Origin of the sequence: Asticcacaulis biprosthecium C19, from assembly GCF_000204015.1 — a bacterium.
GTDB lineage: Bacteria > Pseudomonadota > Alphaproteobacteria > Caulobacterales > Caulobacteraceae > Asticcacaulis > Asticcacaulis biprosthecius.
This window is the reverse complement of the sequence record NZ_GL883077.1, coordinates 1,454,024-1,479,478: the sequence shown is the minus strand read 5'-3', so window position 1 is coordinate 1,479,478 and position 25,455 is coordinate 1,454,024. Positions and strand designations below refer to the sequence as shown.

At 63.0% G+C, this 25,455-nt stretch carries 22 protein-coding genes; 8 read left to right on the top strand and 14 right to left on the bottom strand.

Annotated features, from left to right (window positions below; translation table 11 throughout):
- Nucleotides 1-38 precede the first annotated feature (38 nt).
- Nucleotides 39-566 carry a DUF1993 domain-containing protein gene (locus ABI_RS07025; RefSeq protein ID WP_006272193.1) on the bottom strand — a complete coding sequence of 176 codons (528 nt, stop codon included), beginning with the start codon at nt 564-566 and terminating at the stop codon, nt 39-41.
- Nucleotides 567-786: 220 nt separating this feature from the next.
- Between ABI_RS07025 and ABI_RS07020 the strand changes: the two genes are divergently transcribed.
- The 5 genes from ABI_RS07020 to ABI_RS07000 all read left to right on the top strand — a co-directional run bounded on the left by ABI_RS07020 (nt 787) and on the right by ABI_RS07000 (nt 5,606).
- Entirely contained in the window at nt 787-1,368 is a 582-nt protein-coding gene (locus tag ABI_RS07020; protein WP_006272192.1) for a YceI family protein, read from the top strand.
- A gap of 4 nt (nt 1,369-1,372) precedes the next feature.
- Nucleotides 1,373-1,939 carry a YceI family protein gene (locus ABI_RS07015; protein ID WP_006272191.1) on the top strand — a complete coding sequence of 189 codons (567 nt, stop codon included), beginning with the start codon at nt 1,373-1,375 and terminating at the stop codon, nt 1,937-1,939.
- 49 nt (nt 1,940-1,988) lie between these two features.
- Nucleotides 1,989-2,732, top strand: a complete 744-nt coding sequence (locus tag ABI_RS07010; protein ID WP_006272190.1) for a DODA-type extradiol aromatic ring-opening family dioxygenase — start codon at nt 1,989-1,991, stop codon at nt 2,730-2,732.
- Nucleotides 2,733-2,816: 84 nt separating this feature from the next.
- Nucleotides 2,817-3,503: a glutathione S-transferase family protein gene (locus ABI_RS07005; protein WP_006272189.1), complete on the top strand. Its 687-nt coding sequence runs from the start codon at nt 2,817-2,819 to the stop codon at nt 3,501-3,503.
- A gap of 75 nt (nt 3,504-3,578) precedes the next feature.
- Nucleotides 3,579-5,606 carry a glycoside hydrolase family 97 protein gene (locus ABI_RS07000; RefSeq protein WP_157138735.1) on the top strand — a complete coding sequence of 676 codons (2,028 nt, stop codon included), beginning with the start codon at nt 3,579-3,581 and terminating at the stop codon, nt 5,604-5,606.
- 9 nt (nt 5,607-5,615) lie between these two features.
- Here the strand turns inward: ABI_RS07000 and ABI_RS06995 are convergent, their stop codons facing one another.
- Genes ABI_RS06995 through ABI_RS23470 form a run of 3 tightly spaced genes read right to left on the bottom strand, consistent with a single transcriptional unit; the run spans nt 5,616 to nt 9,599 of the window.
- Nucleotides 5,616-6,281 (bottom strand): response regulator, encoded by a 666-nt coding sequence (locus ABI_RS06995; RefSeq protein ID WP_006272187.1) that lies wholly within the window; start codon nt 6,279-6,281, stop codon nt 5,616-5,618.
- Nucleotides 6,278-8,269, bottom strand: a complete 1,992-nt coding sequence (locus tag ABI_RS06990) for a sensor histidine kinase (RefSeq protein ID WP_040308672.1) — start codon at nt 8,267-8,269, stop codon at nt 6,278-6,280. The genes ABI_RS06995 and ABI_RS06990 overlap by 4 nt, the downstream gene beginning before the upstream one ends.
- 34 nt (nt 8,270-8,303) lie before the next feature.
- Complete coding sequence (locus ABI_RS23470; RefSeq protein ID WP_169313711.1) at nt 8,304-9,599, bottom strand: calcium-binding protein; 1,296 nt, start codon at nt 9,597-9,599, stop codon at nt 8,304-8,306.
- A gap of 143 nt (nt 9,600-9,742) precedes the next feature.
- Here ABI_RS23470 and ABI_RS06980 point away from each other — a divergent pair, with 143 nt between their 5' ends.
- Entirely contained in the window at nt 9,743-11,341 is a 1,599-nt protein-coding gene (locus tag ABI_RS06980; RefSeq protein ID WP_050808212.1) for an alpha-amylase family glycosyl hydrolase, read from the top strand.
- Nucleotides 11,342-11,345: 4 nt separating this feature from the next.
- Nucleotides 11,346-12,359 (top strand): glycosyltransferase family 4 protein, encoded by a 1,014-nt coding sequence (locus ABI_RS06975; protein WP_006272183.1) that lies wholly within the window; start codon nt 11,346-11,348, stop codon nt 12,357-12,359.
- On the opposite strand, the gene ABI_RS06970 is transcribed toward ABI_RS06975, so the two are convergent.
- The 5 genes from ABI_RS06970 to ABI_RS06950 all read right to left on the bottom strand — a co-directional run bounded on the left by ABI_RS06970 (nt 12,335) and on the right by ABI_RS06950 (nt 18,238).
- Nucleotides 12,335-14,314, bottom strand: coding sequence for a putative bifunctional diguanylate cyclase/phosphodiesterase (locus tag ABI_RS06970; RefSeq protein WP_006272182.1), 1,980 nt, complete (start codon nt 14,312-14,314; stop codon nt 12,335-12,337). The genes ABI_RS06975 and ABI_RS06970 overlap by 25 nt on opposite strands.
- A gap of 80 nt (nt 14,315-14,394) precedes the next feature.
- On the bottom strand, nt 14,395-15,186 hold the full coding sequence (locus tag ABI_RS06965; RefSeq protein WP_006272181.1) for a DUF3313 family protein: 792 nt from the start codon (nt 15,184-15,186) through the stop codon (nt 14,395-14,397).
- Between the two features lie 94 nt (nt 15,187-15,280).
- Nucleotides 15,281-15,955: an ABC transporter ATP-binding protein gene (locus ABI_RS06960; protein WP_006272180.1), complete on the bottom strand. Its 675-nt coding sequence runs from the start codon at nt 15,953-15,955 to the stop codon at nt 15,281-15,283.
- Nucleotides 15,952-17,154 (bottom strand): ABC transporter permease, encoded by a 1,203-nt coding sequence (locus tag ABI_RS06955; RefSeq protein ID WP_006272179.1) that lies wholly within the window; start codon nt 17,152-17,154, stop codon nt 15,952-15,954. Before ABI_RS06955 ends, ABI_RS06960 begins: the two co-directional genes overlap by 4 nt.
- A gap of 4 nt (nt 17,155-17,158) precedes the next feature.
- Nucleotides 17,159-18,238: an efflux RND transporter periplasmic adaptor subunit gene (locus ABI_RS06950; protein ID WP_157138734.1), complete on the bottom strand. Its 1,080-nt coding sequence runs from the start codon at nt 18,236-18,238 to the stop codon at nt 17,159-17,161.
- 256 nt (nt 18,239-18,494) lie between these two features.
- Here ABI_RS06950 and ABI_RS06945 point away from each other — a divergent pair, with 256 nt between their 5' ends.
- On the top strand, nt 18,495-18,890 hold the full coding sequence (locus ABI_RS06945) for a hypothetical protein (RefSeq protein WP_006272177.1): 396 nt from the start codon (nt 18,495-18,497) through the stop codon (nt 18,888-18,890).
- 410 nt (nt 18,891-19,300) lie between these two features.
- Here ABI_RS06945 and ABI_RS24990 read toward each other — a convergent pair whose 3' ends face one another.
- The 5 genes from ABI_RS24990 to ABI_RS06925 form a co-directional block, all read right to left on the bottom strand.
- The gene (locus ABI_RS24990; RefSeq protein WP_006272175.1) at nt 19,301-19,453 is read right to left on the bottom strand and encodes a hypothetical protein; all 153 of its coding nucleotides are present in this window, start codon (nt 19,451-19,453) and stop codon (nt 19,301-19,303) included.
- Nucleotides 19,454-19,838: 385 nt separating this feature from the next.
- Nucleotides 19,839-22,217 (bottom strand): ABC transporter permease, encoded by a 2,379-nt coding sequence (locus tag ABI_RS06940; protein WP_006272174.1) that lies wholly within the window; start codon nt 22,215-22,217, stop codon nt 19,839-19,841.
- The gene (locus ABI_RS06935; RefSeq protein WP_006272173.1) at nt 22,214-22,900 is read right to left on the bottom strand and encodes an ABC transporter ATP-binding protein; all 687 of its coding nucleotides are present in this window, start codon (nt 22,898-22,900) and stop codon (nt 22,214-22,216) included. The genes ABI_RS06940 and ABI_RS06935 overlap by 4 nt, the downstream gene beginning before the upstream one ends.
- 2 nt (nt 22,901-22,902) lie before the next feature.
- Entirely contained in the window at nt 22,903-24,078 is a 1,176-nt protein-coding gene (locus ABI_RS06930) for a sensor histidine kinase (protein ID WP_040308671.1), read from the bottom strand.
- The gene (locus ABI_RS06925; protein ID WP_006272171.1) at nt 24,068-25,279 is read right to left on the bottom strand and encodes a sigma-54-dependent transcriptional regulator; all 1,212 of its coding nucleotides are present in this window, start codon (nt 25,277-25,279) and stop codon (nt 24,068-24,070) included. The genes ABI_RS06930 and ABI_RS06925 overlap by 11 nt, the downstream gene beginning before the upstream one ends.
- Between the last annotated feature and the right edge of the window lie 176 nt (nt 25,280-25,455).

The window sequence follows — 25,455 nt, the reverse complement described above, 5'->3', positions numbered from 1 at the left end:
CCGCAGCAGGGTCTGCTCGGGAGCCGAAACCCGCCAAATCAGCCGCCTAGAAAGTCCGGCTTGCCCAGCGGCACACCCGAATGGCGCAGGATGGCGTAGGCTGTGGTGACATGGAAAAAGAAGTTCGGAATGGCGAAACCGGTCAGATAGGCCAGTCCAGTAAATTCCATGGTGAGGTTGGGAAACTTCAGCACCAGATCGCGCGTTTCCGAGCCCTCGAACCCGGCCGCCGGCACGGATTTCACGAAATCAATCGTCTTTTGCAAGCGCTCATGCAGTTCGGCAAAGGTCTTTTCCTCATCGGCATAGGACGGATTGTCGACCCCGCCCAGGCGCGCAGCAATGCCCTTGGCATTGTCGCTGGCAAGCTGGATCTGCTTGACCAAAGGCAGCATGTCCAGCGCCAGACGCGCATTCAGCACCGTCTCTTCCTTGACCTTCCGCTCGCCGGCCCAGGCCTCGGCCTTGCCCAGTATGGCTTTGAGATTGGTCAGGGCGCGCAGCACGATCGGCACCGATGCCTGATACATGTCGATCTTGGAAACGGTAATGGCAGTGTCTGGCATAATGAGCCCTCCTTGGTTCAGTATCCGTTGTCGGATGCCTGCGATATGGGGAGCCTGGCGGCTGTTGCAATTCGCGATGATGAACGAATTAGCGATTGCCCTCGCGCTGCGGGGCTGCAATCATATTTTCGCCAGGCATCCGGGGGCCGGTCTTGCAAAACTAAACAGTAATCATTATTGTTACATATACAGTTCGATCACAGCCACAAAGGAACTCCCCGTGAAACGTCTGACCTCCCTGCTCGCCGCCTCGGTTATCGCCCTGGGCCTGGCCACCGCGCCGGCTTTTGCCGCAGATACCTACAAGCTGGATGCCGGCCACACCGAAGTGGTGTTTGGCTGGACCCATTTTGGTTTTTCCAAGCCGACCGGCAAGTTTGCCAATGCCGTCGGCTCGGTAACGCTCGACCAGGCCGATCCGGCCAAGTCGTCCGTATCGGTCAGTTTTGATATCAGCGGCCTCAACACCGGTGTGCCGGCGCTGGATAACCACCTGAAGAGCGCGGACTTCTTCGACGCCGCGAAATTCCCGACCGCCACGTTCAAGAGCACCGCGGTCCAGACAACTTCGGACAAGACGGCAACGGTCACCGGCGATCTGACCATCCACGGCGTCACCAAGCCGGTGACCCTGGACGTGACCCTCAACGGTCTGGGCGAGCATCCGATGAAGAAGAAGAAGGCTGCTGGCTTCTCGGCGACCGGTACGATCAAGCGCAGCGACTTTGGCGTCGGCGCCTATGCCCCGGCGGTGTCCGACGAGATTCATCTGGTGATCACCGCGGAAGCCATTGCCGAATAGATCCATGTCGGCACGGCTTTCCAGCCTGATCTTTCTGTTGGCAGCGACGGCCTGGCCCGTCGCTGCCGCTGAGACCTATACGATTGAGCCGAAACACAGCTCAGCCCAGTTCACCTATGAACATTTCGGCCTGTCGCACCCCACCGGCAAGGTGATGGGCGCTGCAGGTACGATCGTGCTCGACAGCGACGATCCGGCCAGAAGCTCGGTGACGGCGTCGCTCGACATGGCCACCCTGACCACGGCGTTGCCCGAATTCGACGACCTGCTGAAGGGCGAAAAATATTTCGATATCGCCCGGTTTCCCAAGGCGACTTTCGTCAGCACCCTTGTCGAACCGACCGGCGATAAAACGGCGAAGGTGACCGGCGATTTGACGGTTCATGGCATCACCCAAAGCGTGGTGCTGGACGTCACCTTCAACCGCAAGGCCTTCAACCCGGCGCTGTTCAAGACGGGGGTCGGCTTTACCGCCACCACCCAACTCAGCCGAAAAGCCTTTGGTCTCGGCAACCTGGCGCCGGTCGTCGGCGACGACATCGGCCTCGTAATAGAAGTAGAAGCTTACTGATGACGACTCCGACGGTGTATATCCCCACGGCGGCGGACCGTGCTTTTTCATGGACTGGAACCCGGCCGACATGTGGGATCAGATGGGCGCCTACCTCAAACGCCTGCCCCAGGATGTTGGAGAAAAGCCCAAGGCCATCCTCGTTATTTCCGCCCATTGGGAAGAGTTCGAGTTCACGGTCCAGACCAAGGCGGCGCCGGGCCTGCTGTTCGACTATTACGGCTTTCCACCGCATACCTACGAACTGACCTGGCCGGCGCCGGGTTCGCAAGCCCTGGCGGAGCGCGTCCAGGACCTGGCCAGAACGGCCGGCATTACGGTGGCTACGGACGCCCACCGCGACTTCGATCACGGCGTCTTCATTCCCCTGCTTCTGGCTTTCCCGGACGCCGGCATCCCGACGATTCAACTTTCCCTGAAACATGGATTGGATGCCGCCGAGCACCTCGCCTTGGGCCGTGCCCTGGCGCCCTTGCGCGACGAAGGCGTGCTGATCGTCGGCAGCGGCATGAGCTACCACAGCATCCCGCGCCTGATGGGCCGTGGCAGCAACAGCGGTCCGGCGTCGCACGCCTTTGACGCCTGGCTGGACAAGACCCTGGCAGCAGGGCCCGATGGCCTGACCGCCTGGGCCGGCGCGCCGAATGCCAGGGATTGCCACCCCCGCGAGGAACATCTTCTGCCGCTGATGGTGGTGGCCGGCGCCGGTCGCGGTGATCCGTCGCGCCGCACCTACCACGAAGACAGCGTGGGCCAGACCGGCATCGCGATCAGCGCCTATCAGTTTGGCTGATTTGCCCTGCCAATTGGCAGGAAAGCCATATGGCCATTTTATCGGAGTCGGGTTTAGTTGCCGGCGAATCCGGAGGAGATGCCCATGTCTTACGAACTGCATATCGGCAACAAGAACTATTCGTCCTGGTCGCTGCGGCCGTGGGTGCTGCTGACGGCGCTCGACATCCCCTTCACCGAACGCCAGCACTTCTTCAAACCCGACAATTCCGGTTTTCGCGATTTTTCGCCAACCGCCCTGGTCCCGGCCCTGGTCGATGGCGATGTAACGGTTTGGGACTCGCTGGCCATCGCCGAATATGTCGCTGAAAGCTATCCGCAGGTCTGGCCGTCCCACAAGCCCGCCCGGGCCTGGGCGCGCTCGGCGGCAGCCGAGATGCACTCGGGCTTCTCAGCGCTGCGCACCTATTGCTCGATGACCATCGGCGTGCGGGTCAAGCTGTTCGACACCCCGCCAGCCCTGATCCGCGATCTGGCGCGCCTGGATACCTTGTGGACCGACGGGTTCACGACGTTCGGCGGTCCGTACCTCGCTGGCAGCGCTTTTACCGCCGTCGATGCCTTCTTTGCTCCGGTCGTGTTCCGCGTCCAGACCTACGGTGTCGGCTTCGACCTGAGCAAAACGTCGCGCGCTTATATTGACCGCATGCTCGAGGAACCGGCCATGCAGGCCTGGTACGCCGGCGGCCTGGCGGAGACGGAACGCGACACCCCACACGAGGCCGAGATCGCCCTTGCCGGCGAGGTCATCGCCGACTATCGGGCGACATAACCAGCAACAATGTGACTTGCAGAATAAAGTAATAAAAAATAGGAATCCCTCAACGAACAGATCAGGGAGCCTACCATGTCACGCATCTCCATCAGTCTCATGGCCTTGACCGCTGCGCTGGCAGCAGGGTCGGCGTCCGCCGAAACCGTCAAGGTCACCTCGCCCAACGGACGGGTCGCCATCAGCTTCGACCAGTCGCAGAGCGGATTGAGCTACACGGTCGAACAGGACGGCAAGGCCATCATCGGCCCCTCCTCGATCGAATGGCGGCTGGACGTGGCTTATATCGGCTCGGGCTCGACCATCACTGGCCATACGGAAACCACCGTCAATTCGACCTGGAAACCCGTGGTCGGCAAAAACGCCGTCGTCCCCGACCACTATAACCAGAGCGACATCGCCCTGACCGCCGGCGGGGGCAATTTCAAATTCAACGTCATCATCCGCGCCTATGACAACGGGGTGGCCATGCGCTACGCTGTCCCGGCACAAGGCGACGTCACCGGATTCAAGGTGATGAGCGAGAACACCCAGTTCTTCTTCCCGGCCGACTATACCTGCTGGGGCGCAAATATGGGCGCCATGAACACCAGTTTCGAAGGCGAATACGACCCGATCAAGGCCTCGCTGATCCGCGAGCACAACAATTACATCGCACCTCTGGTATGCAAGACCGGCGAGGGCAACAAGACCTTTGCCATCGCCGAGTCCGACGTGAAGGACTATCCCGGCTTTTATATCTCCGGCCGCGGCGACGGTGGCACCGGCGTGCGCACCAACCTGCCGCCGCGCTTCGACAACGACCGCAACTACCGCTTCCGCAAGAGCGTGGTGGCCGACGTCAAGCTCGATGCCGATGGCTTCCAGACGCCGTGGCGCGTGGTCATGATCGGCGACCAGCCTGGCGACCTGACGGGTTCGGACCTGATCACCACTCTGGCGACGCCGTCCCAAATCGCCGACACCTCATGGATCCGCGGCCGCAAGACCGCGTGGGACTGGTGGAACGACTGGGCGCTGGACGTCCCCGATGCCGGCATCAACACCGCCAGCTACAAGGCCTATGTAGACTTCGCCGCCTCGATGAAGCTGGACGACATTCTGATCGACGAAGGCTGGTCGATGGGCTCGGATATCGAGCCCAATCCGGCGGCCGATATCACCAAGGCCAAGCCGGTGCTGGATATGCCGGAGCTGCTGCGTTACGCCAAATCCAAGAACGTCGGCGTCTGGGTGTGGGTGCAGTGGCACCAGCTCGACGCCCAGATGGAAGAGGCCCTGGCCACCTATGAAAAGTGGGGGCTGCAAGGCATCAAGGTCGACTTTATGAACCGCAACGACCAGGAGATGGTTGACTACTACCACCGCCTGATGGCGGTCGCGGCGAAGCATCACCTGCTGGTCGATATGCACGGCGCCTATCCGCCCAACGGGCTGAACCGCACCTGGCCGAACTACATCACCCAGGAAGGCGTGATGGGGGCCGAATACAACAAGTGGAGCGGTCGAATCACCGCCACCCACAATGTCACCCTGCCGTTCACGCGCCAGATCCTGGGGCCGCATGACTATACGCCGGGCGGCTTCCGTTCGCTGCCGCCGGAGCAATTCGCGGCCCAGCGCCGCAACAAGGCGCCCTTCGTCCAGACCACCCGCGGCCAGGCCGTGGCCATGTATGTCGTCTTCGACTCGCCGTTCCAGATGGTGTCGGACTCGCCATCCGCGTACAAAAAAGCAGATGGCTCCTGGGCCGATGGGGCCGAATTCCTGCAGATTGTGCCGACCACCTGGGATGAGACCCGCGTCGTACAGGGTGACATCGGCCAATTCATTGTCACCGCCCGGCGCAAGGGCGACACCTGGTATGTCGGGGCCATGACGAACGAAAGCGGCCGCGACGTCACCGTGCCCTTAAGCTTCCTGGGCGACGGCAAGTTCACCGCAAAAACCTGGCAGGACGGCGCCGACGTCAACAGCCTGACGGTTGCGTCTTCGGCGGCTGACACGTCGGGCAGCCTCACCCTGAAACTGGCTCCGTCCGGAGGCGCTGTGGCGGTGATCACACCGGAGGCGACGACCAAGGGCAAGAAAAAGAAGAAGTAGGTTGCGGTGTCAGCCCGTCGGCCGGCTGCCTGAGATCAAGCCACTATGAATCCCTTCACGCACCGCCGCCCCGCGGGAGCGCACCGACAGCTTGCGATAGATGCCCTGGATATATTCCGCCACCGTGTAGGGCGAAATCCCCATCACCCGCGCCGCCTCCTTGCGGCTCAGGCCCTGGGCGATGAGTTCCAGCAGTTGTTGTTCACGTGCACTCAAAGGTGACGGCGGCGACGCTTCGGCCGGCGGTTCGTCCTCGCGCAGCAGGCTCAGCAGATGCCCGGCCGCGCGCGGGCTAACCGGCGTTTCCCCGCCCAGGGTCGCGCGTACCCACTCGATCAGCTTGTCCGGTCCGGTGTCTTTGAGCACATAGCCGTCGGCGCCGGCACGCAGGGTCTTCAGAACGCTGGCCCGATCTTCGAACACGGTGATCACCAGAACGCGCGCCTTCGGGTTCTGGGCGCGCAGCGCCTCGATGATCGGCAGGGCGCTGCCATCCGGCAGCCCCAGATCCAGCAGCACCAGGTCCGGCTGCACGGCCAGCTTGGTCAGGCCGTCGGCCAGGCTGGCCGCCGTTGCAGCCACCACGATATCCGGTGCGCGCGACAGGGCTTCGACCATGTACCGAGAAAAGACCTCGTCATCTTCGACGATCAGCACCCGCGCCGGTTCGGTCATAGCGCCACCTCTTCGGCCGCCAGTTGGTTAAGCGCGGCCACCGCCACGGTGAAAACCACACGCGTACCGCCCGCGCCCGAGGCGATGTCAAGCTGCCCCCCAAGGCGTTTCGCCCGCGCCTTCATATTGCCCAGGCCCCGTCCGCCCGTTTCGCCCGCCACAAAGCCACGGCCATCATCGCCGAGGCAAAGCGTCAGGACGCCGTCCGACACCCCGCCGTCCAAGACCAGGCGCGTCGCCTTCGCATGGCGCAGCGCATTGCTGACCGCTTCCTGCAGGATGCGCAGGATCTGCAAGGAGGCGCGCGGCCCTGGCCGCAGGCCTTCGGCCGGAGCCAGGTTCAGGTCGACGGCAAAGCCGAGACCGGCGCCTTCGATCTGGGAACGAACGCGGTATTCGAAAGCGCGCAGAGCGGCACACAACCCCTCCTCCGCCGAGTCGAGCGAGTCCACGATCAGGCGCAGGTCATCGATCGAGGTCTGCAGCGACGCTTCGATAGCCGGCGGGGCGATATGGCGGCCGCGTATCTGCAACATCAGCCCTAGCAGTTGGCCGCCGATGCCGTCATGCATGTCGCGCACGATGCGCTGACGCTCTTCCAGCAGGACATGGCGCTGCATCAGCACCTGCTGGCGTTCATGGCCGGCGCGCAATTCGTCTTCGCGGGCTTTCAATGTGGTTTCCAGCACCTCATTGGCATTGGCGACGACGCGACGGGCCTCGCCGGCCTGGCGTGAAATCGACAGCAGCATGGCCAGGCCCAGCAGCACGCCCACCACCGGCGACAGATACAGGGTCAACGGCAGATCGGGCACAAAGGGCGAGGTCAGGTCGATCAGCGAACCGACATGGTCGAGGGCAAAGGTCGAGAGACAGACCATGACGGCCAGGCGCTCGCCCCAGCGCGACGGCCGCAACACCGCCACCGCACCGCCCAGCAGCAGGACGGCGACGGCGCACGCGCCGCCGATGACATAGTGCGACAGGTCGAGGCTGAGATAGGTCAGGTGGACGTCGAGCCCGGGCACAAACAGACCGGCCATCAGTTGCACGGTCAACAGGCCCACCAGAACCAGCCCGACCTGGCCGAGGCGCCGGGTCCATGGCGCCGGCAGACCCATGTCACAAAAGACATACCACAGGGCGGCCAGGGTGTTGCCCAGCCCGACCAGCATCAGCAGCCAGATGATGATATTCAGCGGCACGCCGAGAGTCGGTGTGAAAGAGAAGAGGTAGGTGACCAGGGCGCTGGACATCAGCAGCGCCACCAGGGCGCGGGCGCGCCGCCGGTCACCCGCCGGCCAGTCGATGACCAGAACCAGTAAAGAGGTGAAGCCCAGGATGAAGATCCCGCCCATGGCCAGGTCGACGGTGAAGAAGGTCTTCCAGCGATAGGCCGCGCCCAGCTCATCGGCCGGTCCAATCGCAAATTCCGGGAGAGCATAGGCGTAGCCAAAGCGGCTCTGTTCGACGGTGATGACATTGCCCGACGGTTTCAGTGCCCGCGCCGGCAGGACGTAGAGGCCGGGCTCGGAATTGACCACGCCCTGAACCTTGTTGAGCGCCAGTTGCGGCTGAACCAGGTGGCCATTGACCAGGATTTCGTGGATCTGCTCGCGGATCGACAGGTACAATGCTTGCGGTTTGCCCGGATCGGCGACCTCGAACGGTAGCGAATAGACGATGGCCGTGTCGCTGACTTCAGTGCGGACGACATAGCCGTCAGTGCCGTCATGACGCGCCTGCGCCGGCTCGCCCAGATGGCCATCGGCGTAGCGCAGACGATATTCTACCTCGGTCTGGCTGGCCATGCCGGCAGGTCGCGACAGCCGCTCAGCGGCGGTTACCATGGCCCACAACAAAACCTGCGACGCGATCAGCACGGCGACCAGAATGGCGGCGCGCAAGGCCGCGCGGCGCGGATCGGAGAGGTCCCCGATCCGCGCCACAGTACGCCATGCCTCGGCCAGCCGGCCTTCCCCTGTCATGCCCATCCCCCGTATTTAACCTGCTTCGGGTAAATCAGAAAATAAAGTCACCGAGGTCGATCTGGCTGAGTTGGGTATTGCCGATGACCAGCGTGAAGGTGGCGCCGCTGCCGTCGTGGAAGGTCGTCACCACATCACCGCCGGCCTGCCGCAAACCGTTGTCGTACCAGACCGTGGCGACATAGTCGTTCAGCCCGGAATCATAGACATAGCCGAAGGCCGACAGGTCGATCAGGTCCAGCCCGTCATCGAACTGGCCGATGACCAGGCTCTGGGCACCACCACCGGAAACCGGCGTGGCGACGAAGACGTCACCGGTCGGCACATACACCGGGGCCGGCAGGGTCGGCGCGGGGTTCACGAAATCAGCCGCCGTCAGATTGGCGCGGACGACATTGTTGAGCGTCACCGTCACGGTCTGGGCGGCCCCGGTCAGGGTGAGGACGGTGTTGGCGCCCTGTTGCGCCGCACTGGCCGACCACACGGCGCTCTGGCCGTTCTGGTCGAAATAGTGAGACAGGTCGATGACGTCGGAACCCTGGGTAAAGTCGCTGATGACGATGTTGCCGCTGCTGGCGGCGATGACGAAGCTGTCATTACCTGCGCCACCTGTCAGGCTGTCATGGCCACCGCTCGCGGTCAGCACGTCGGCACCGCCCTGGCCGTCCAGGGTATCCTGGCCGCCGCGGCCATCGATCCGATTGGCGCCGTTGTCACCACGCAGCAGGTCATTGGAATTGCCGCCGAGTATGTCTTCGAAACCCGTTGCCGTGCCAGCATTGTTGTTGTTCATGTAATAGGTCCCTTGCAACAGACTGACCTGGACCGGACCGGCATTGATGAAGTCGAGCACGTCCGTGCCGGTGCCACCCACCAGTTCGTCGTACCCATAGGACACCACGAAACGGTCGTCGCCCCCGCCGCCATGCAACTTATTAGCGCTGGCATTGCCCTGCAGGATGTCGGCAAAATCCGAGCCCATGATGTTTTCGATGCCATTCAGCGTATCGCTGCCCTGGCCGGTGACGAGGCCGGTGTTGAGATTGGCGACAATGGCGGCACCTCCGGTATAGGTCGCCCAGTCCTGGCCTTGCCCGCCATATAGCTGGTCGTCGCCGGCGCCACCGATCAGGTTGTCATTGCCCGATCCGCCATACAAGCTGTCATGTCCTGCCCCGCCATAGAGGACGTCGTGGTCATTGCCACCGTCGATAAGGTCGTTGCCGTCGCCGCCGTCCAGCACGTCATTACCGCCGCGGCCGTATATCTGATCCGCCAGAACAGAGCCTGTAATCAGGTTGTCCGAATTGTTGCCATTATAGAGCGCCATCTTGTCCTCCGAGCCTTGCTTTGTGGCGCAAGTATCGGTGGCAAGGGCACCCGGCTTCAATCCCATCGAACGAGGGGGTATAGCCCGAATTCGGCGCAGATCCTCGCATTGCTTCCTTACGCACGGTTGGTGTCATTCGCCGCATGCGCCTCGACACTCAAGCCCCTGCAACCCGGCGTCCCTGGTGGGAAAGCGGCGTGGTCTACCAGATCTATCCACGCTCGTTTCAGGACAGCAACGGTGACGGTATCGGTGACCTGGATGGCATTCGCCAGCGACTAGACTATGTGGCGGCCCTGGGGGTCGACGCCATATGGCTGTCGCCCATCTTTCCCTCCCCCATGGCAGACTTCGGTTACGACGTCGCCGACTACTGCGATGTCGCCGAGATGTTTGGCGACCTGGCGCAGTTCGACGCCCTGCTGGCAGAGACCCATGACCGAGGCCTGAAGCTGCTGCTCGATTTCGTTCCCAACCACAGCTCGGACCAGCACCCGTGGTTCATCGAAAGCCGGTCGTCGCGCGACAGCCCCAGACGCGACTGGTATATCTGGCGCGATCCGGCCCCCGACGGCGGTCCGCCCAACAACTGGACCAGCGACATGGGCGGCTCGGCCTGGGAGCTCGACCCGGCCACCGGCCAGTACTATCTCCACGCCTTCCTGAAGGAACAGGCCGACCTCAACTGGCGCAATCCCGATGTGCGCCAGGCCATGACCGACGTGCTGCATTTCTGGTTCGCCCGCGGCGTCGACGGTTTCCGCATCGATGTGCTGTGGCATTGCATCAAGGCGGAAGGCCTGCCCGACAATCCGCTCAATCCCGACTTCCGGCCAGAACTGGGCGACAAGTTCAAGGTTTTGCAGCACCATTCGGCCAACCAGCCTGAAATCCACGACGTCGTCCAAAGCTTCCGCCAGGTGGCGGATAGCTACGGCGAGCGCCTGCTGGTCGGCGAGGTCTGCCTGCCGGTCCCTCAACTGGTCACCTATTACGGCTCGGACGACCGGCCCGGCGTCCATCTGCCATTCAATTTCCAGCTCCTCGACGCCCCGTGGGACGCGCAAGCCCTGGCGCGGATCATCACCGAATACGAAGCCGCTCTTCCACCGGGCGGCTGGCCGAACTGGGTAATGGGCAGCCACGACGCGCCACGCATCGCCGGCCGCATCGGTGAGGCCCAGGCCCGCGTCGCCGCCATGCTGTTGCTGACCTTGCGTGGGACGCCGACCCTGTATCAGGGCGACGAACTTGGCATTGCCTGCGTTGTGATCCCGACCGACCGCATCCGCGATCCGCAGGACCTGCGCCAGCCGGGGCTGGGCCTCGGCCGCGATCCGTCGCGCACGCCCATGGCGTGGGACGACAGCCACAATGCCGGTTTCAGCACCGCGGAACCCTGGCTGCCGCTGCATGACGACTGGGCTACGCGCAATGTGGCGCATCAGACCGCCGACACGGGCTCCATGCTAAATCTGTACCGCCGCTTGCTGGCAATGCGCCGTCGGCATATGGCGCTGAACAGCGGCGACTTCGCCCTCCTGCCGGGGGATTGCGGCGTGTTGCAGTATCAGCGTCGAGCTGACGGCGAAAAGCTGATGGTGGCGCTGAACCTGACAGACCAGCCACGCCGCCTGATGGTTCCGGATGGGGTCATCACCGCGCCCCTGCTCTCAACCCTGGCCGTGCCGTCATCCGACGGTCTGGCACCCCATGAAGGCCTGATTCTGGAGATCCTCTGACCGAATGCGTATTGCCATGATTGCGCCCATCGCCTGGCGCACACCTCCGCGCCACTATGGTCCCTGGGAACTGGTGACCAGCCTTCTGACCGAAGCCCTCGTGAGGGCCGGCGTGGACGTCACCCTGTTCGCCACCTGTGACAGCGTCACCACGGCCAGACTGGACGCGGTTGTGCCCTCCCCCTACTGCGAAGATCCGTCGATCGATGCCAAGGTCTGGGAATACCGCCACCTGGCCCATGTCTTCGAACAGGCTGATCGCTTCGACATTATTCACAATCAGGCGGACTTCCCGGCTCATGCCTTTTCCCGTCTGGTGGACACACCGATGGTGTCGACCATTCACGGCTTTTCGTCACAGCGCATCCTGCCGATGTACAAGCCCTACGAAGATCGCATCCATTACGTCGCCATCAGCGAAGCCGACCGGTCGCCGGACCTGCGTTATGCCGCCACCATCCACCATGGCATCGTGCCGGAGGACTTTCCGCTGGACCTGGTGGGCAGCGACGACCTGCTCTATTTCGGCCGCATCCACCCCGACAAGGGCACGCGTGAAGCCATCGACGTCGCTCAGGCGGTGGGCCGCCGCCTCCATATCTACGGTATCGTCCAGGACCAGGGCTATTTCGAACGCGAGATCGCACCGCGGATCGACGGCTTGACGATCCTCTATCATGGTGCTGTCGGGGGCGAAGCGCGCCGCCAGGCTCTCGGGCAGGCCTATGCTTTGCTGCACCTGATCAATTTCGACGAACCCTTTGGCCTGTCGGTCATTGAAGCCATGGCCTGCGGAACGCCCGTCATCGCCATGCGGCGCGGCTCGATGCCGGAAATTATCGAAGACGGTCGCAACGGCTTTCTTGTCGACGATCTGGATGGCGCGATAGCTGCCGTAGCCCGCATTCCGGATATCGACAGGCGAGCCACCTCAGAGACCGTCGCGCGGCGATTTTCGGTCGAACGAATGGCGCAGGACTATCTGCGTCTTTATCATACCATTCTGGCAACGGCTTGAGCGCTGCCAGCCAGGTAGGCTGGTATTTCCGCTGCCGGCATCGGACATGCGAACAGAAAGCCCTGGGCCAGATCGCCATTAAGGCCGGCCAAGACCTCCAGCTGTTGCGCGGTTTCGACACCCTCGATCACCGAGGTCAGGCCGAAGTCCAGGCATAGCGAGGTCAGGCTCTTGACGATCTTACGGCTGGCCGGATTGGTGTCGAGATCGGCGACGAAGCTGCGATCGACCTTGATGCGATCCAGAGGCAGCCGGTGGACATGGCTGAGCGACGAATAGCCCGTGCCAAAGTCATCCAGTGACACCTGGCAGCCTAAAGCCTTCAGGGTATTCACCGACTGGCATGCGCGTTCGAAATCGGCCGTCATGGCCGTCTCTGTGATTTCGAAGTCAATGCGTTTCGGGTCGATACCGCTGGCGTGGACAATGGCGATCAGCCGCACCACACCCTCGGCGGCGCAGATATCGTGGGCCGACAGATTGAACGACAGACCCATGGCCGGCGGCCAGGTCCTGGCTTCGCGCAGCGCCTTTTCGAGTAACACGCGGGTCACAGTGCCGATCAGCCCGGCTCGTTCGGCCGCCGGAATGAACACCGCCGGCGTCACCCGCCCCAGGCTGGGATTGTCCCACCGCGCCAGGGCTTCGAAGCCGACGGTGCGACCGGTGCGCAGGTCGATAAGGGGTTGATAGACCAGCGAAAGCTCTGCTGACAGATCGGCCGCCTGCAGGCTGCGTTCGACGACGCTCTGGTTGAGAATCTCCGCCTGGTGGTCGGTCGAAAACAGGACGGTCTGTCCCCGAAGATGCCGTTTGGCATGATAGAGCGCATAGTCGGCGCACTCGAAAAGGCTTTCCGCCGTGGTGCCGGACTGCGGCCAAAGGGCAAACCCGATGGAACAGGCCAACTGGGTATGGGCACCGCCGGCTGCGAATGGCCGCGATGTCGCCTCCGTGAGCCGCCGTCCGAGATCCTCGAGCACACCCGTGCGCAACTCTCCCTGAACGACCAGGCCGAATTCGTCCCCGCCCAGCCGATAGACCATGACCTCCGGGTGTCCGGTTTCCGCAGCGGCCCGCTGAAACCGTTCCGCCGCCTCGACCAGAACCCTGTCGCCGGCCGCATGCCCGAAGGTATCATTGACGGGCTTGAACCCGTCCAGGTCGATCACCCCGATGGCCAGCGCCTTCCCGCCCGCCTCAGCAGCAGCAAAGACAGCTTCGGCATCATGAAAGAACCGCCGCCGATTGGGCAGGCCCGTCAACGCATCCAGATTGGCAATGCGGAAATTCTCATTGGACAGGGCCTCGGTTTCCGCCTGCTTGGCGGTCAGGTCACGGCGTGACGAGATCAGTTCCTTGAAGTCGCGATCATGCGTCAGCAAAACGCTGATCATGGCCATGCAAACCAGTAACAGGTTGACGGCGATAGCGCGTTGAGTCGGCCCGCCCTCTGCCATCAGAAAGACAATATAGGGGGCAACGACGATCAGCGTCACGCTGATGGCTGCCGACCGCAGGTGCATCAGGCAAAAGATGCAAGCGATGACCGTCAACGCCATATAGAAGATGACATGCCCCTGGGCCTCGGCGTCGCCGAAGCCGTACAGACTTAAACCCCATGTCGTTAGACCTATGGACAGCAGCGCAGCCAGGGTGTTGGTCCGCTTCAGGTGATGTAGCGCATGGTCATGGGAGACGGGCTTCTTGCCGGCGCGTATCCACCACAGGAACCGGCCGACACAGACCAGGCATATCGCCCCGGGCAGATAGACCGACAGCCACAGCGGCGCACGCGACGAGAAGGTGTAGCTGACCGCCAGGGTGCTGACGGTCAGGATGAAGTAGAGGGTGGGCATCTGCTTGCAGAAGGCGCGAAACTGCGCCTGGACCAGTTCCGGACTCTCGCCGGAGACGGTAAAAATATGCCTCAGCCTGCCTATGAAGGTTTTCAACCCTGCGCCATCCCTTCGAGATCAGGCGCCAATATAACAGGGTGATATAAAAGAGGGCTTAATGCGCGGCGAGAACCGCTCTAATTGCCCGAACCCTCGGTTGTGACTTTCCTACGACCGGAGGGTACATAGACACCTGTGACCTTGTCAAAGATGAAGCCGGCCGCCTGAATGCGGTCGCCGTAAGCCGCACATGGATCGTTGGCGGCAGTGTAGGTTCTTGGCTGCGGCAGGGTATCCGGCGACATCACCCGTGCCACATCGTCCGCGAAGGGCTCGGCGAATTGGAGCGCATCGCCCAAACGCGACAGGGACGGCGAGTCGGTGCCGACGGCCTGAGCCTGACGGGCCCAGACAATAGCGGCGATCTGACGCTTGCCGGCGGTCATCTCCGCTTCACCACCCAGCCCCCCGAGGGTGCCGGGCAGCCGTACCCCCAGCGGGCCGGGAATGAAGAAGTTGACCGCCGCCGCGGCGCCCGACCCGGCTGTGCCCGTGGGCTCGAACCACGTCACCGCAGACGTCACCTCGGCATCGCTCTGGCCCGGTTCACGCACCAATTCGAAACGCTCGGCCAGTTCAAAGCACAGTTGCGCCTCGACCTCGGCCAGCACCAGTTCTCTTTCGTCGTCTTTCAGCGTGTAACGCGCCGCGTCACCGGTCACCAGCTCCGTCGGATGCAGGTAGACACGCTTCACCTGCGCCAGGGCCGGGCCGTCGCGATATTCCCTGGTCGTCGTCCTTCCCGTCTTGCCAGGCGTCAACTGGTCCGCTGACGATAGGGTCGATGCAGTCGTCAGGGGCGCGCTGGCGCACCCGCCCAGTAGCAAGGTGGTCACACCGGCCATGACGGCACAGAGGTAAAGGTTCATCGCGCAAGGCACTCAGGTGATCGATAACGATCATACGCGCCGCAGAGGTCAACGGACCAACCGCGCGGCCAATATTCCGCCACCGTCCAACCGCTCAACTCACGCGGCCGTCAAGCAGCGTGATGCGCCGCGTGCAGCGTTCAGCAACGCTTTCATCATGGGTGCAGATCAGGAAGGTTGCGCCGTCAGCCTTATTGACCTCACGCATCAGGTCCAGAACGCGATCCGCCGACTCGCGGTCGAGATTGCCGGTCGGCTCATCGGCGATGACGAGGTCCGGAGCGTTCATCAGCGCGCGGGCAATGGCGACGCGCTGCTTCTGGCCTCCGGACAGGCGGTTGGCACCAAAGTCGGCGCGGTCGGACAACCCGACCCGGCCCAGCAATTCGCTCGCACGTTCACGCATTTGCCGTGACAGGCCGCCCGCCGGCGCCGCCGCCGGAAAGGCGACATTCTCCAGCGCTGTAAAATCCGGCAAGAGATGATGGAACTGAAAGACAAAGCCCAAACGCGTATTGCGAAAATGGCTGCGTTCCTTTTCGGACAGGCCGTCGATCGCCTGGCCGCTGATCGTCAGCGTGCCGGCGCTGGGGCGCAGCAACAGCCCGACAATCGACAGAAGCGTCGACTTGCCGGAGCCCGACGCGCCCAAAAGCGCGACCATCTCCCCCGGTTCCAGATCGAGATCGATCCCTTTCAGCACCTGGGTGTCTTCGTCCCCGTTGTGAAAGGTCTTTTCGATGCCGCGCGCTTCCAGCAGTCGGGTCATTGCTGTATCGCCTCCAGCGGATCGATGCGCGAGGCGGCACGGGCGGGCAGAACCGAGGCAATGACGGCTCCCAGCGTCGTCAGAACAATGGCCGCGACATAGCCGCCCTGCTCCGGCGCAATGGGCAGGGCCGCCGTGCCATCAGCGCGAGTCAATCCTGCCAGCCAGGTGCACAAACCGTAGCCCGTGGCGCAGCCGATAGCGGCGCCGGCCAGCCCGATCAGCAGACCCTGAAGCAGGAAGATCCAGGCGATGAAGCCCGATGGAATTCCAAACGCGCGCATGATGCCGACTTCCGGCCGCCGCCGGTACGCCGACAGGACCAGGGCGCTGGCCACGCCAATAACGATGGAGATGAGCGAAAAGATCTGGATCAGCGTACCGGTCTGCCCCTGGGACTTGAGGGCGCCTTCCAGGTCGAGGTTCTTGTCCTGCCAGGAAATCGCCCGCAAACCCGTCGCTTCGGCCAGGAAATCGGCTTCTTCGCGGGCTGTCGTGGGATTGTTCAGCTTGATCTCGATCTTGGTGACGCCCTCGGGGAGGTCAAACAGCGGGCGGGCGGTTTGCAACGACAGAAAGGCAACGCGCTCGTCCAGGCTTTGCAGCCCGGTGCGGTAGATGCCCTTGACGGTCAGTTGCCGCTCAGCATTGCGCTCGGTCCGCAACAACACGACCTGGCCGGCATAAAGCCCCAACTCCTGGGCAAGGCGCTCACCGATCAGCAGGCCGTCGGCGCCCAGGGCATTGCTGCCGCTGATAATCTTGCTCGAGATCGGCGTGATGGCGTCGATGCCCTGCGGCTCCAGGCCAATGACCTCGACCTGGGCGACCGCTTCGCCGCGAACCAGAAAGCCACTGCCCGTGATCTGGGGGCTAATCGCGATGACTGACGGTTCGGCGCGCAGCAGTCCCTCGATCCGCGGCCAGTCGCGGATTTGCCGCCGCTGGACCGTGGAGACCAGGGCAACGGATTCGATGGGTTGCGCGCCGGGGAGAACCCGCGCAACGCGGGTCGGCGGGTCCAGCGTCACGTGGGCGCTGTTGCCCGTCACCTGATCGGTCAGCAAGACGGCCAGGCCGGCAATCAGGGCGGTGATAAAGATGAAAACCGTGACGCCCAGGGCAACGCCCGCCACCAGCAGGACGGTCTGAAGCGGATTGGAGAACAGGTAGCGACGCGCAACGGTAAAGGCGAACATGATGTCATTGCCCGCCGGCCGGCACGGGGCGCACCCGCTGCGCGTTGCGAACCGACGACGGGTCGAGGACGATGCGGTCACCCGCCTTCAGGCCCTTTTCCACGATGGCATTGACGGAGGGCCAGCGCAGGATGGCCACCTCGCGCACACGCACGACGCCCTCGTTGTCGACGACATAGACCTTGGGACCGGCGGTTGCGTCTATAACAGCCTTGCGCGGGATTACGATGGCGTTGGGACGTTGGCTGAGCACTACCGTGACATCGACCGAGCGCCCCGGCGGAAGCGTGGTGGTGGTGTCAGGGACCAGCCGGATCTGACGACCGCCGGTCGACGCGTCGACCCGCGGCGACACTTCGCTCAGCCGGGCGCCGAAGACCGAGTCAGACCCGGACAGCGCGGCGCGCGCCGGCATGCCCGGCTGCAGATCGTCGGCATAGGTTTCGTCGACCTCCGCCCAGATCTCCGTGCCGGCATCCGAGCCCACTTCGAACAGGGTTTCGCCGGCCGCGACGACCTGACCATTGTCGATGGGACGAAGCAGAACCGTGCCGTCCATGGGCGCCCGGATGGTGAACTCACGTGTGCGTTCGGCAGCCGCCTGCACGTCCGCCGTAGCGGCGGCCAGATTGGCCTCGGCGGCATTGAGCTTGGCCCGCGCAATGTCCAGAGCGGCGGGGGCGGCGAACCCCTTGTCGGCCAGCATGCGCGTCCGTTCATAGGACTGCCGGGCCTCCACGGCCTCGGCGCGCGCTGCGCGTTCGCGTGCGGCATTGGCCTGGGTCTGAGCCTGTTCGACCGTGGCGCGGATAACCGCCAGCGCCGCACCCGCCTGGACGCGGTCGCCATTGTCGGCCAGAAGCTGAATGACCTGTCCGGCATTTAACGACGTCAACTGGACCAGGTCGGCAGGCCGCACACGCCCGACGACCGAAAGCCCGATCTCGGTTGTGGCAGGTTTGATCTCCAGAACCGCGACCGTTGCGGGACGCGACACCATGAACCAAACGACGCCGGCGAGGAGGCAGGCAGCCACCACCCCAAGGATAACAAGCCAAGACTTTGGCCGGGACTTCGCAAGCATTCGGGTCTCCAGGTGGTAGCCGGTGCTTACCGGTAGGCTTCGGACGATCGCAATGCAATTGTCTTATTCAGTCGCCTACGATCTCGGGAGAACCGCGGATCACCTAGGTGCTGAGCCGCCGCACCCAGTCTTTGCGCACCTTGTTACCTTCCGGTCATATTGCGGTGATCGCCGGTTCAAACCCTTGACGGAATTCGAACGCCGTCCCACCTCTGCTCGAGGCGTCATGTCAATCGGTGCAGCGAGGTACGCAATTATGGATACGCCTTCCGAAGACCAGGTCTCCCTGGCCCGCCGGGTCAAGTTTCCAGAATCGATAGACGGTTTCCGCCAGTGGATCAGCTCTCCACAGGACGCCATCAAATGGTGCTTTGAAGACCATCCGGAAGTGATGGAGACCAAGGACGAGTCACCCGTCGTCGCCGTCCTGGCCGGCGCTGAGTGGCCATCGCCCTACATTTCCTTCGAACGCGGCTATGTCTCGGTGAATATGGACGAAACCTTCCAGTTCGGATTGGATGAGTTGTTCCGGGACTGGCCGGATTGGACGTGGCAGCGCCAAATGTCGAACAAGACCTGGTGCACGCCCGAACATATTCGCTTCCTCGACGCGATCACAGACCTAGCTCTACGACAGGCAGCAAGGACGTAAGCGACGCCAACGATCATCAGCCTCCGACACCCAACCGCAACGTCGTTTCATCCCATTTAACGGTTGACGGTGATCAGAGGGATAATGGCATGCTCACGGAGAGCAAAACCTTCCCTGGCCTTATGCACAATGGCGCCCCGTGTAGTCTTTCTGACCCCTTACCGTGAATTCGTCGCGCGCCAAGTCAAAGCCGCAAGTCGCAAGCGAAGATCAGCCCATACCCCTGCAATGCCGCGTCAATAACGGCTGCGGAATGCTGCTCCTATCCCTGTATTCGTAGATGATTACTTCGATTTACGAGTGCGACCGATAATGCTGACAACAAGAAAAAACGCGACTGAAGCGAATGTTGCTATGCGGGTTGCGGAAAGCACTGTTTTTTCCTCGGCCGTTATTGACACGGGGATCTTTTAGCTGTCCAGGTTGGTATAATTGACCATGTTCCGCGGCGTCGTGTACTCTACTGGAAACTTGGAGCGGTGCGCGTGCAGCCAGGCCGTGTAGCCCGCCGATCCGAACGACACGACGAAAAACAACACAATTGCGACACCGCGCACAGTCATGGCTTCATTTCCTGAAAAGCAAACGCAAGGTAACCCGTGGACTCGATAAGATGCCGCTCGGCCATACCCCTGCACGTTGTCGCGCGCAGGCAGGTTAAGGCGATCTGCACACTCGTGAAGACGCTAAAAAAACCGAAAAAGCCGAGGGGGAAACAACCACCCACATGCCCGCAGGTTGTACTGACTGACCTATAAACCTAAGGAACGCGAGTTTGCGAACCGCGTCAACTAGCCAGCAACGCCAAATTTTTTGTCACAAACGCAATGTTTTGCACGCTGGCCGGGCTAAGCCGTCCGCAGTGCTTCGCCCAGAGCCATGAAAAACGGCCACATAAATAGAGGGCTCAGAGACAAAAAAACACCGCCTCCGTCTCCAGAACTGACCTCATTCATGCCGTAAACTCGCCGACACCGACACCTTCCCGGCCGTCAGGGCCGAGTGCGCCGCTACCGTCAGCAGGGCAAAGACTACCGACGTCACCGCGGCGCCCAAAAACGATACCGCCGACAACGGAATATGCTCGGCGAACGACCCCAGCCAGCTGCGCAGGACCAGCCAGGCAGCCGGCCAGGCAATGGCATTCGCGATCAGCAAGGGCACGAAAAACGGCGTCAGGCGCTGTACGAAGATGTCCCCGAACGTCGCGCCCAGCGCCCGCAATATCGCCAAGTCGCGCGCCTGGCGCCGGGTCAGGAAGATGCACAACCCCGTCAGCCCGAGGGTGGACAAGATGATCGCCACCCCGGCCACCAGGTTGAAGACCCGCATCTGCTGATGCAGATCATGATACTGGTCCAAAAGATAGTCGCGATAAAACCACCGCTGCATCGGCATGGAGCCGCCATTGTCGCGGCTCCATAGGGCGTCGATCCGCGCCAGGGTCCCCGCCGTGTCGGTTGGCGAAATCCGCACGTTCACCACGGTAAGATATTTCGAAAAATTATCAAAGATCATCGGCCCCTTCGGTTCGTACACTGTGGCAAAGCGAAGGTCCGGCAGCACGCCGACAATGCGCGACCGCATGGTCGTCCGGTCGGTCTCATAGACGATCTCCTGCCCCAGCGCCGCCTCGGGTGTGGCGAAACCCAGCGCCTTGACCGCAGAGAGGTTGATCAGGATTTCCGGCGGGACTTCCGGGACGGAAAATGTGCCCGACAGGTGCCGGCCGGCCACCAGCGGCACCTGGAAGACCTTGAAGAAGTCAGGGTGGGCCGAGTTCCGCGTCAGGCTGATCAGGGGGAGGCCCGGCCGGCGAATCCAGGCCGGACGGACATTGTCCATCGTCGGGCTGCCGAAGGATTCCGCCACCGACTCCACGCCTTTGAGGTCCCGCAGATGGGCCACGAAGTCGGCATCGTCATTGGGAAAATCCGAAAACCGGATCATCACCACATGGTCGCCATTGAAGTTCAGCGCATCGTCGGTGGCATACTGCCATTGCCGGTTCATGGTGTGCGACCCGATCAGCAGCACGACGACCAGAGCGATCTGGGCCACCACCCAGCCGCGCCAGCGCAGCGCACTGAGACGGCCTGTGCCCGTATTGGCCGCCGGCCGCGATACGGCAAACGCCGGATACAGGCCGCTCAACACGGTCACCAACACGACCGTCGCCCCCAGCACCCCCAGAAAGACCGCCGGATGCCGCCACAGGTGCAGGTCCAGGTCCAACCCGCCATTCAGCGCCGGCAACAACCGTTCCACCACCGCCAGGGCCAGGACCACACTGACCAGGTTGACCCACAAGGCCTCCCGCAGGATCTGCCAGATCAGGTCGATACGACGCGCCCCCAAGGCCTTGCGGATGGCCATTTCGTCACCGCGCTCCTGGGTTTCGGCCAGGACCAGGCCCGAGAAGTTGATGCCGGCCAGGGCCAGGATGGCGGCGGTGACGACGACCAGGGCGAGGATCGACCCGACGTGGCCGCGCGGCCTCTGCTCGCCATCGCCATGCGGATGGAAGTGCAGGTCTGTCAGGCGGATCAGCTCATAACCTTCCGGCAGGTTGTTCGGGCCACGCCAGTGGCTGCGGCTGATGGCCTGCAGCCGCCCCTCGACCGCGGCGACGTCCGCTCCGGGCTTGAAGGTGGCGTAGATATAGGCACTGTTCCACTGATAGTCGGGATTGAGGTCGAACACCGCCAGCATGGAGTAGCTGCCGCGGCCCGAGACGAAGATCTCGCGGTCGAGATGGGTATTGGCCGGCAGGTCCTTCAGGATCGCTGTCACCGTAAGGGGCTGGTTGTCCTTGGTGGTCAGGGTCAGGCCGACGGCGTCAGGCCGGCCAAAATAGGCGCGTGCCATCCTTTGCGTCATGACCACGCTGCCGGGCGCTTTCAACGCTGTGGCCAGGTCGCCCTCGACGGCCGGCAGTTGCAATATTTTAAAAATGTTGGGGTCGGCCCAGTAGAAGCGTTCGCGCACCTGGCGGCGGGCGCTGCGCATCGGCCATTCGATGGCGACGATCCGGGCGACCTGGTCGATCTCGGCGACGTCCGACGCCATCCACTTGGCCATTCCAGCCGGCGTCCGGTCGCTGGCCACTAGGCCGCGATCGGGCGGACCATAGCGGGCCGTCAGCATATAGACCCGGTCCGCTTGCGCCATAAAGCGATCGTGGGTCAGTTCATCGTGGACATAAAGGGTAACGACGATGGCGGCGGCATAGCTTAGGGTCAGGCCGGCCACCATCAGCAGATAGACGCCCCAGCGTGCGACGACCGTGCGGAAGATGTACAGCAGGAGGGACAGCAGCGGGGTCACGACAGCCTGCGGCTTGAGAGATGGATGCGGCCGTCGTGCATCTCGATCGTCCGTGAGGCCTGGTCGGCCTGACTGAGCGCGTGGGTGACGATGATCAGGGTGGTGCCCTTGTCGTTGAGCTCCTTCAGGATACCCAGGGTCTGGGCGGCGTTGCGCGAATCGAGATTACCGGTCGGTTCGTCGGCCAGAACGATCGCGGGCTGGCCGACAATGGCGCGGGCGATGGCGCAGCGCTGCTGCTGACCGCCGGAGAGCTGACGCGGCAGGTGGTCGGCGCGGTGCCCCATGCCGACCCGGTCCATCGCCTCCATGACCAGTTCGCGCCGGCCGCGCAGGTGGTCGCGGCGATAGCGCAGACCCAGTTCGATATTCTGATAGACGGTCAGGTGGTCGATCAGGTTGAAGTTCTGGAAAACAAAGCCGATCCGGGTGGCGCGCAGCCGAGCCAGGTCGCGCTCGGGGATGGTGGTGACGTCGCGGTTGTCGAACAGGTAGCGGCCCTGGCTCGGCTTTTCGAGGGTGCCGATAATGTTGAGCAGGGTCGACTTGCCGGAACCTGAAGGTCCGATGATGGCGACGAATTCGCCGGGATCAATGTCGATCGAGACCCCGCGCAGAGCTGGTACGGCCTGGGCCGTCCCGCTGTAGGTATGATGGATATCGCTGAGGCTGATCAGGGGCATGCTCAACCCCTGACCGGCAGGGTGAAGGCGAAGGTCGTCTCCGCCTCCCCGTCGAGAAGTTCGAGATTGCCGCCGTGGGCCAGAAGAATCTGTCGCGCCAGGTTCAGTCCTGTGCCGGTGCCCTTGGGTTTGGTGGTCGCAAAGGCGCTGAACAGATTGCTGCGAATGTCGCCGGCGATGCCGATACCGTTGTCGGACACGCGGATCGCCACCGTCTGGTGCACCTGGGACACAGAGACGCGCACTCGTCGGTCGGCCTGGCCTTCGGTCGCTTCGATGGCATTGGTGATGACATTGATGATCGCCTGGCTGATCTGAGGCTCATCGATATCGACGGTCGGCAAAGCGTCGGCGATATCCACCTGAAAGGCGACATCCTGCGCCGAGGAACTGTGCTGGAACGGCCCCAGGATATCGTCGATCAGCCGGGCCGGCGCCACCGGCTGCAGCACGGGCTCGGGCAGGCGGGCGACCGAACGATAGGCCTCGATGAACCGCGTCAGGCTCCTGGCGCGCCGCGACAGCATCTCCAGCGCCTCACGCGCCGAGCCGGCGCCGGCACTGGTCTCGCCGTCCAGATAGGAATCGGCGACATCGGCCAGCGACGCCACCGGAGTCAGGGAATTCATGATCTCGTGGCTGAGAATATGCAGGGTGTCGCGCAGCGCCGCGGCCTCGGCCTTGTGCATCTCGACCTGGACATCGGTCAAGGCGGCCAGGCGGACGGGCCCGTCGCCGGATTCGATTTCGCTGACGCTCAGGGCATAGCGCCGCCCCAGCACAGTGACCACCGGCCGCGCGCCGGAGACTGGCCCGGTCAAAGCCGCTATCAGTTCGTCCGACGCGATCACATCCTCCGCCTGGAACAGGCCGCGCGCCGCGCGATTGATGGCCTGCGGCGTCTGCGACGGCGCACAGCGCACCAGCGGGATCGGCACCTGGTCCAGCAGCAGACGCAGGCCGTCGGGATCATCCGGCGCCAGAACCGGCGGCGATGACACCAACGCCAGGCGGTCCTCGGGCCGGACCCAGATAAGGAACAGCAAGACAGCGCAGCCCAGCAGCCCCAGGAGAAGATTGACCCAAAGCCCGGTGCGCCCGGCCTCGAAGGCAAACAGCGCCAGCGCCACCAGAGCGGCGATCAGCAGCATGTGGAAGGCGCGCGTCCTAGAGGCCATGTTTCGCCATACGCCGGTACAGGGCCGGCCGCGTCAAGCCCAGCTCAGTCGCCGCCGCCGAAACATTGAAGTTGGTCCGCTTCAGCGCGTCTTCGATCAGGGTCTTTTCCGACGCCGCCAGTTTCGGTTTGACCGGAACAGCCGACAGGCCGTCGCCAGTATGCAGGGCGAGGTCGGCACCGGAGATCGTAACGCTGTCGCCCAGGATCACCGCCCGTTCAATCGTATGACGCAAGGCGTGGATATTGTCGTCCCATGCCTGTGACGTCAGCAGGGCCTGGGCTTCGGGCGACAATGTCCTGGTGGCAAAACCGTGCTGCTGGCAGGTAATGCGGATGAAATGCTCCGCCAACTGAACAATATCATCCGGCCGCTCACGCAGCGGCGGAAGGGCGACATCCAGCGTGCTGATGGCGTACATCAGGCCGCGATCGAGACCCAGCTCGGCGCGCGGCCGGGTGCTGGTGGCAATCAGCCGGCTGTTATGGCGCGGCGCCCGGTGCAGCCAGGCCAACAGGGCCGGTCCCTGACCCTCCCCCAGCCGGTCGATGTTTTCGACCAGAAGCGTTGTATTGGCCATGTCATCGAGATCGCCGGCCGTAAGCGCCGACGCCTCGACGCAGGTGAGGTTGGCGCGGCCGGATTGCCGGTGAAAGGCCATGGCCGCCAGGGTCTTGCCTGTGCCGGCCTCCCCGGTCAGAAGGACCGACGCGGTGAGCGGCGCGCAGCGGTCGATCGCAGAGGCGATGCGTTGCAGGGCCGGCGAATGCCCGACCATGATGGAGGGATCCAGCGCCTTGATCTCGACTGGCTTGCGCGCGGTCAGCGCCGCTTCGATGGCCTCAACCAGGCGATCATTGTTCCACGGCTTCATGATGAAGTCGCGCGCGCCATTGCGCAGGGCCTGGACGGCGATATTCAGTCCGCTGTGGCCTGTGACCACCAGAACGGCCGCCTTGGGGTCATGACGCAGCAGGTCGCGCAGGCAGGCCAGGCCCTCCTCGCCCGAGGTCTGGCCGCGCGAAAAATTCAGGTCAAGCAGAATGACGTCGATGCTGTTGGCGACCAGACAGCTTAGCGCCTCGTCCGGATGGGCCGCGCCATGGACGCTGTAGCCCTTCTTGCGCAGCAGAAGTTCGGCGGTTTTTCTCAGGTCCGGATCGTCATCGATGAACAGGACGCTGGGCTTGGCTTGGGACATGTACGCTTCCGGACACAACGAACACTTGTGCGGACACTTTGAAGCGATGAAGGGTGAAATGTCAAACCAATTCTGAGGTTTAGACAAATTATCATACCACGTATACACTCGGGAAAAAACATAACCGGAGGACCTACCGAACACCCTGCTGTTGCGACGCCATGATGCTTTCCAAT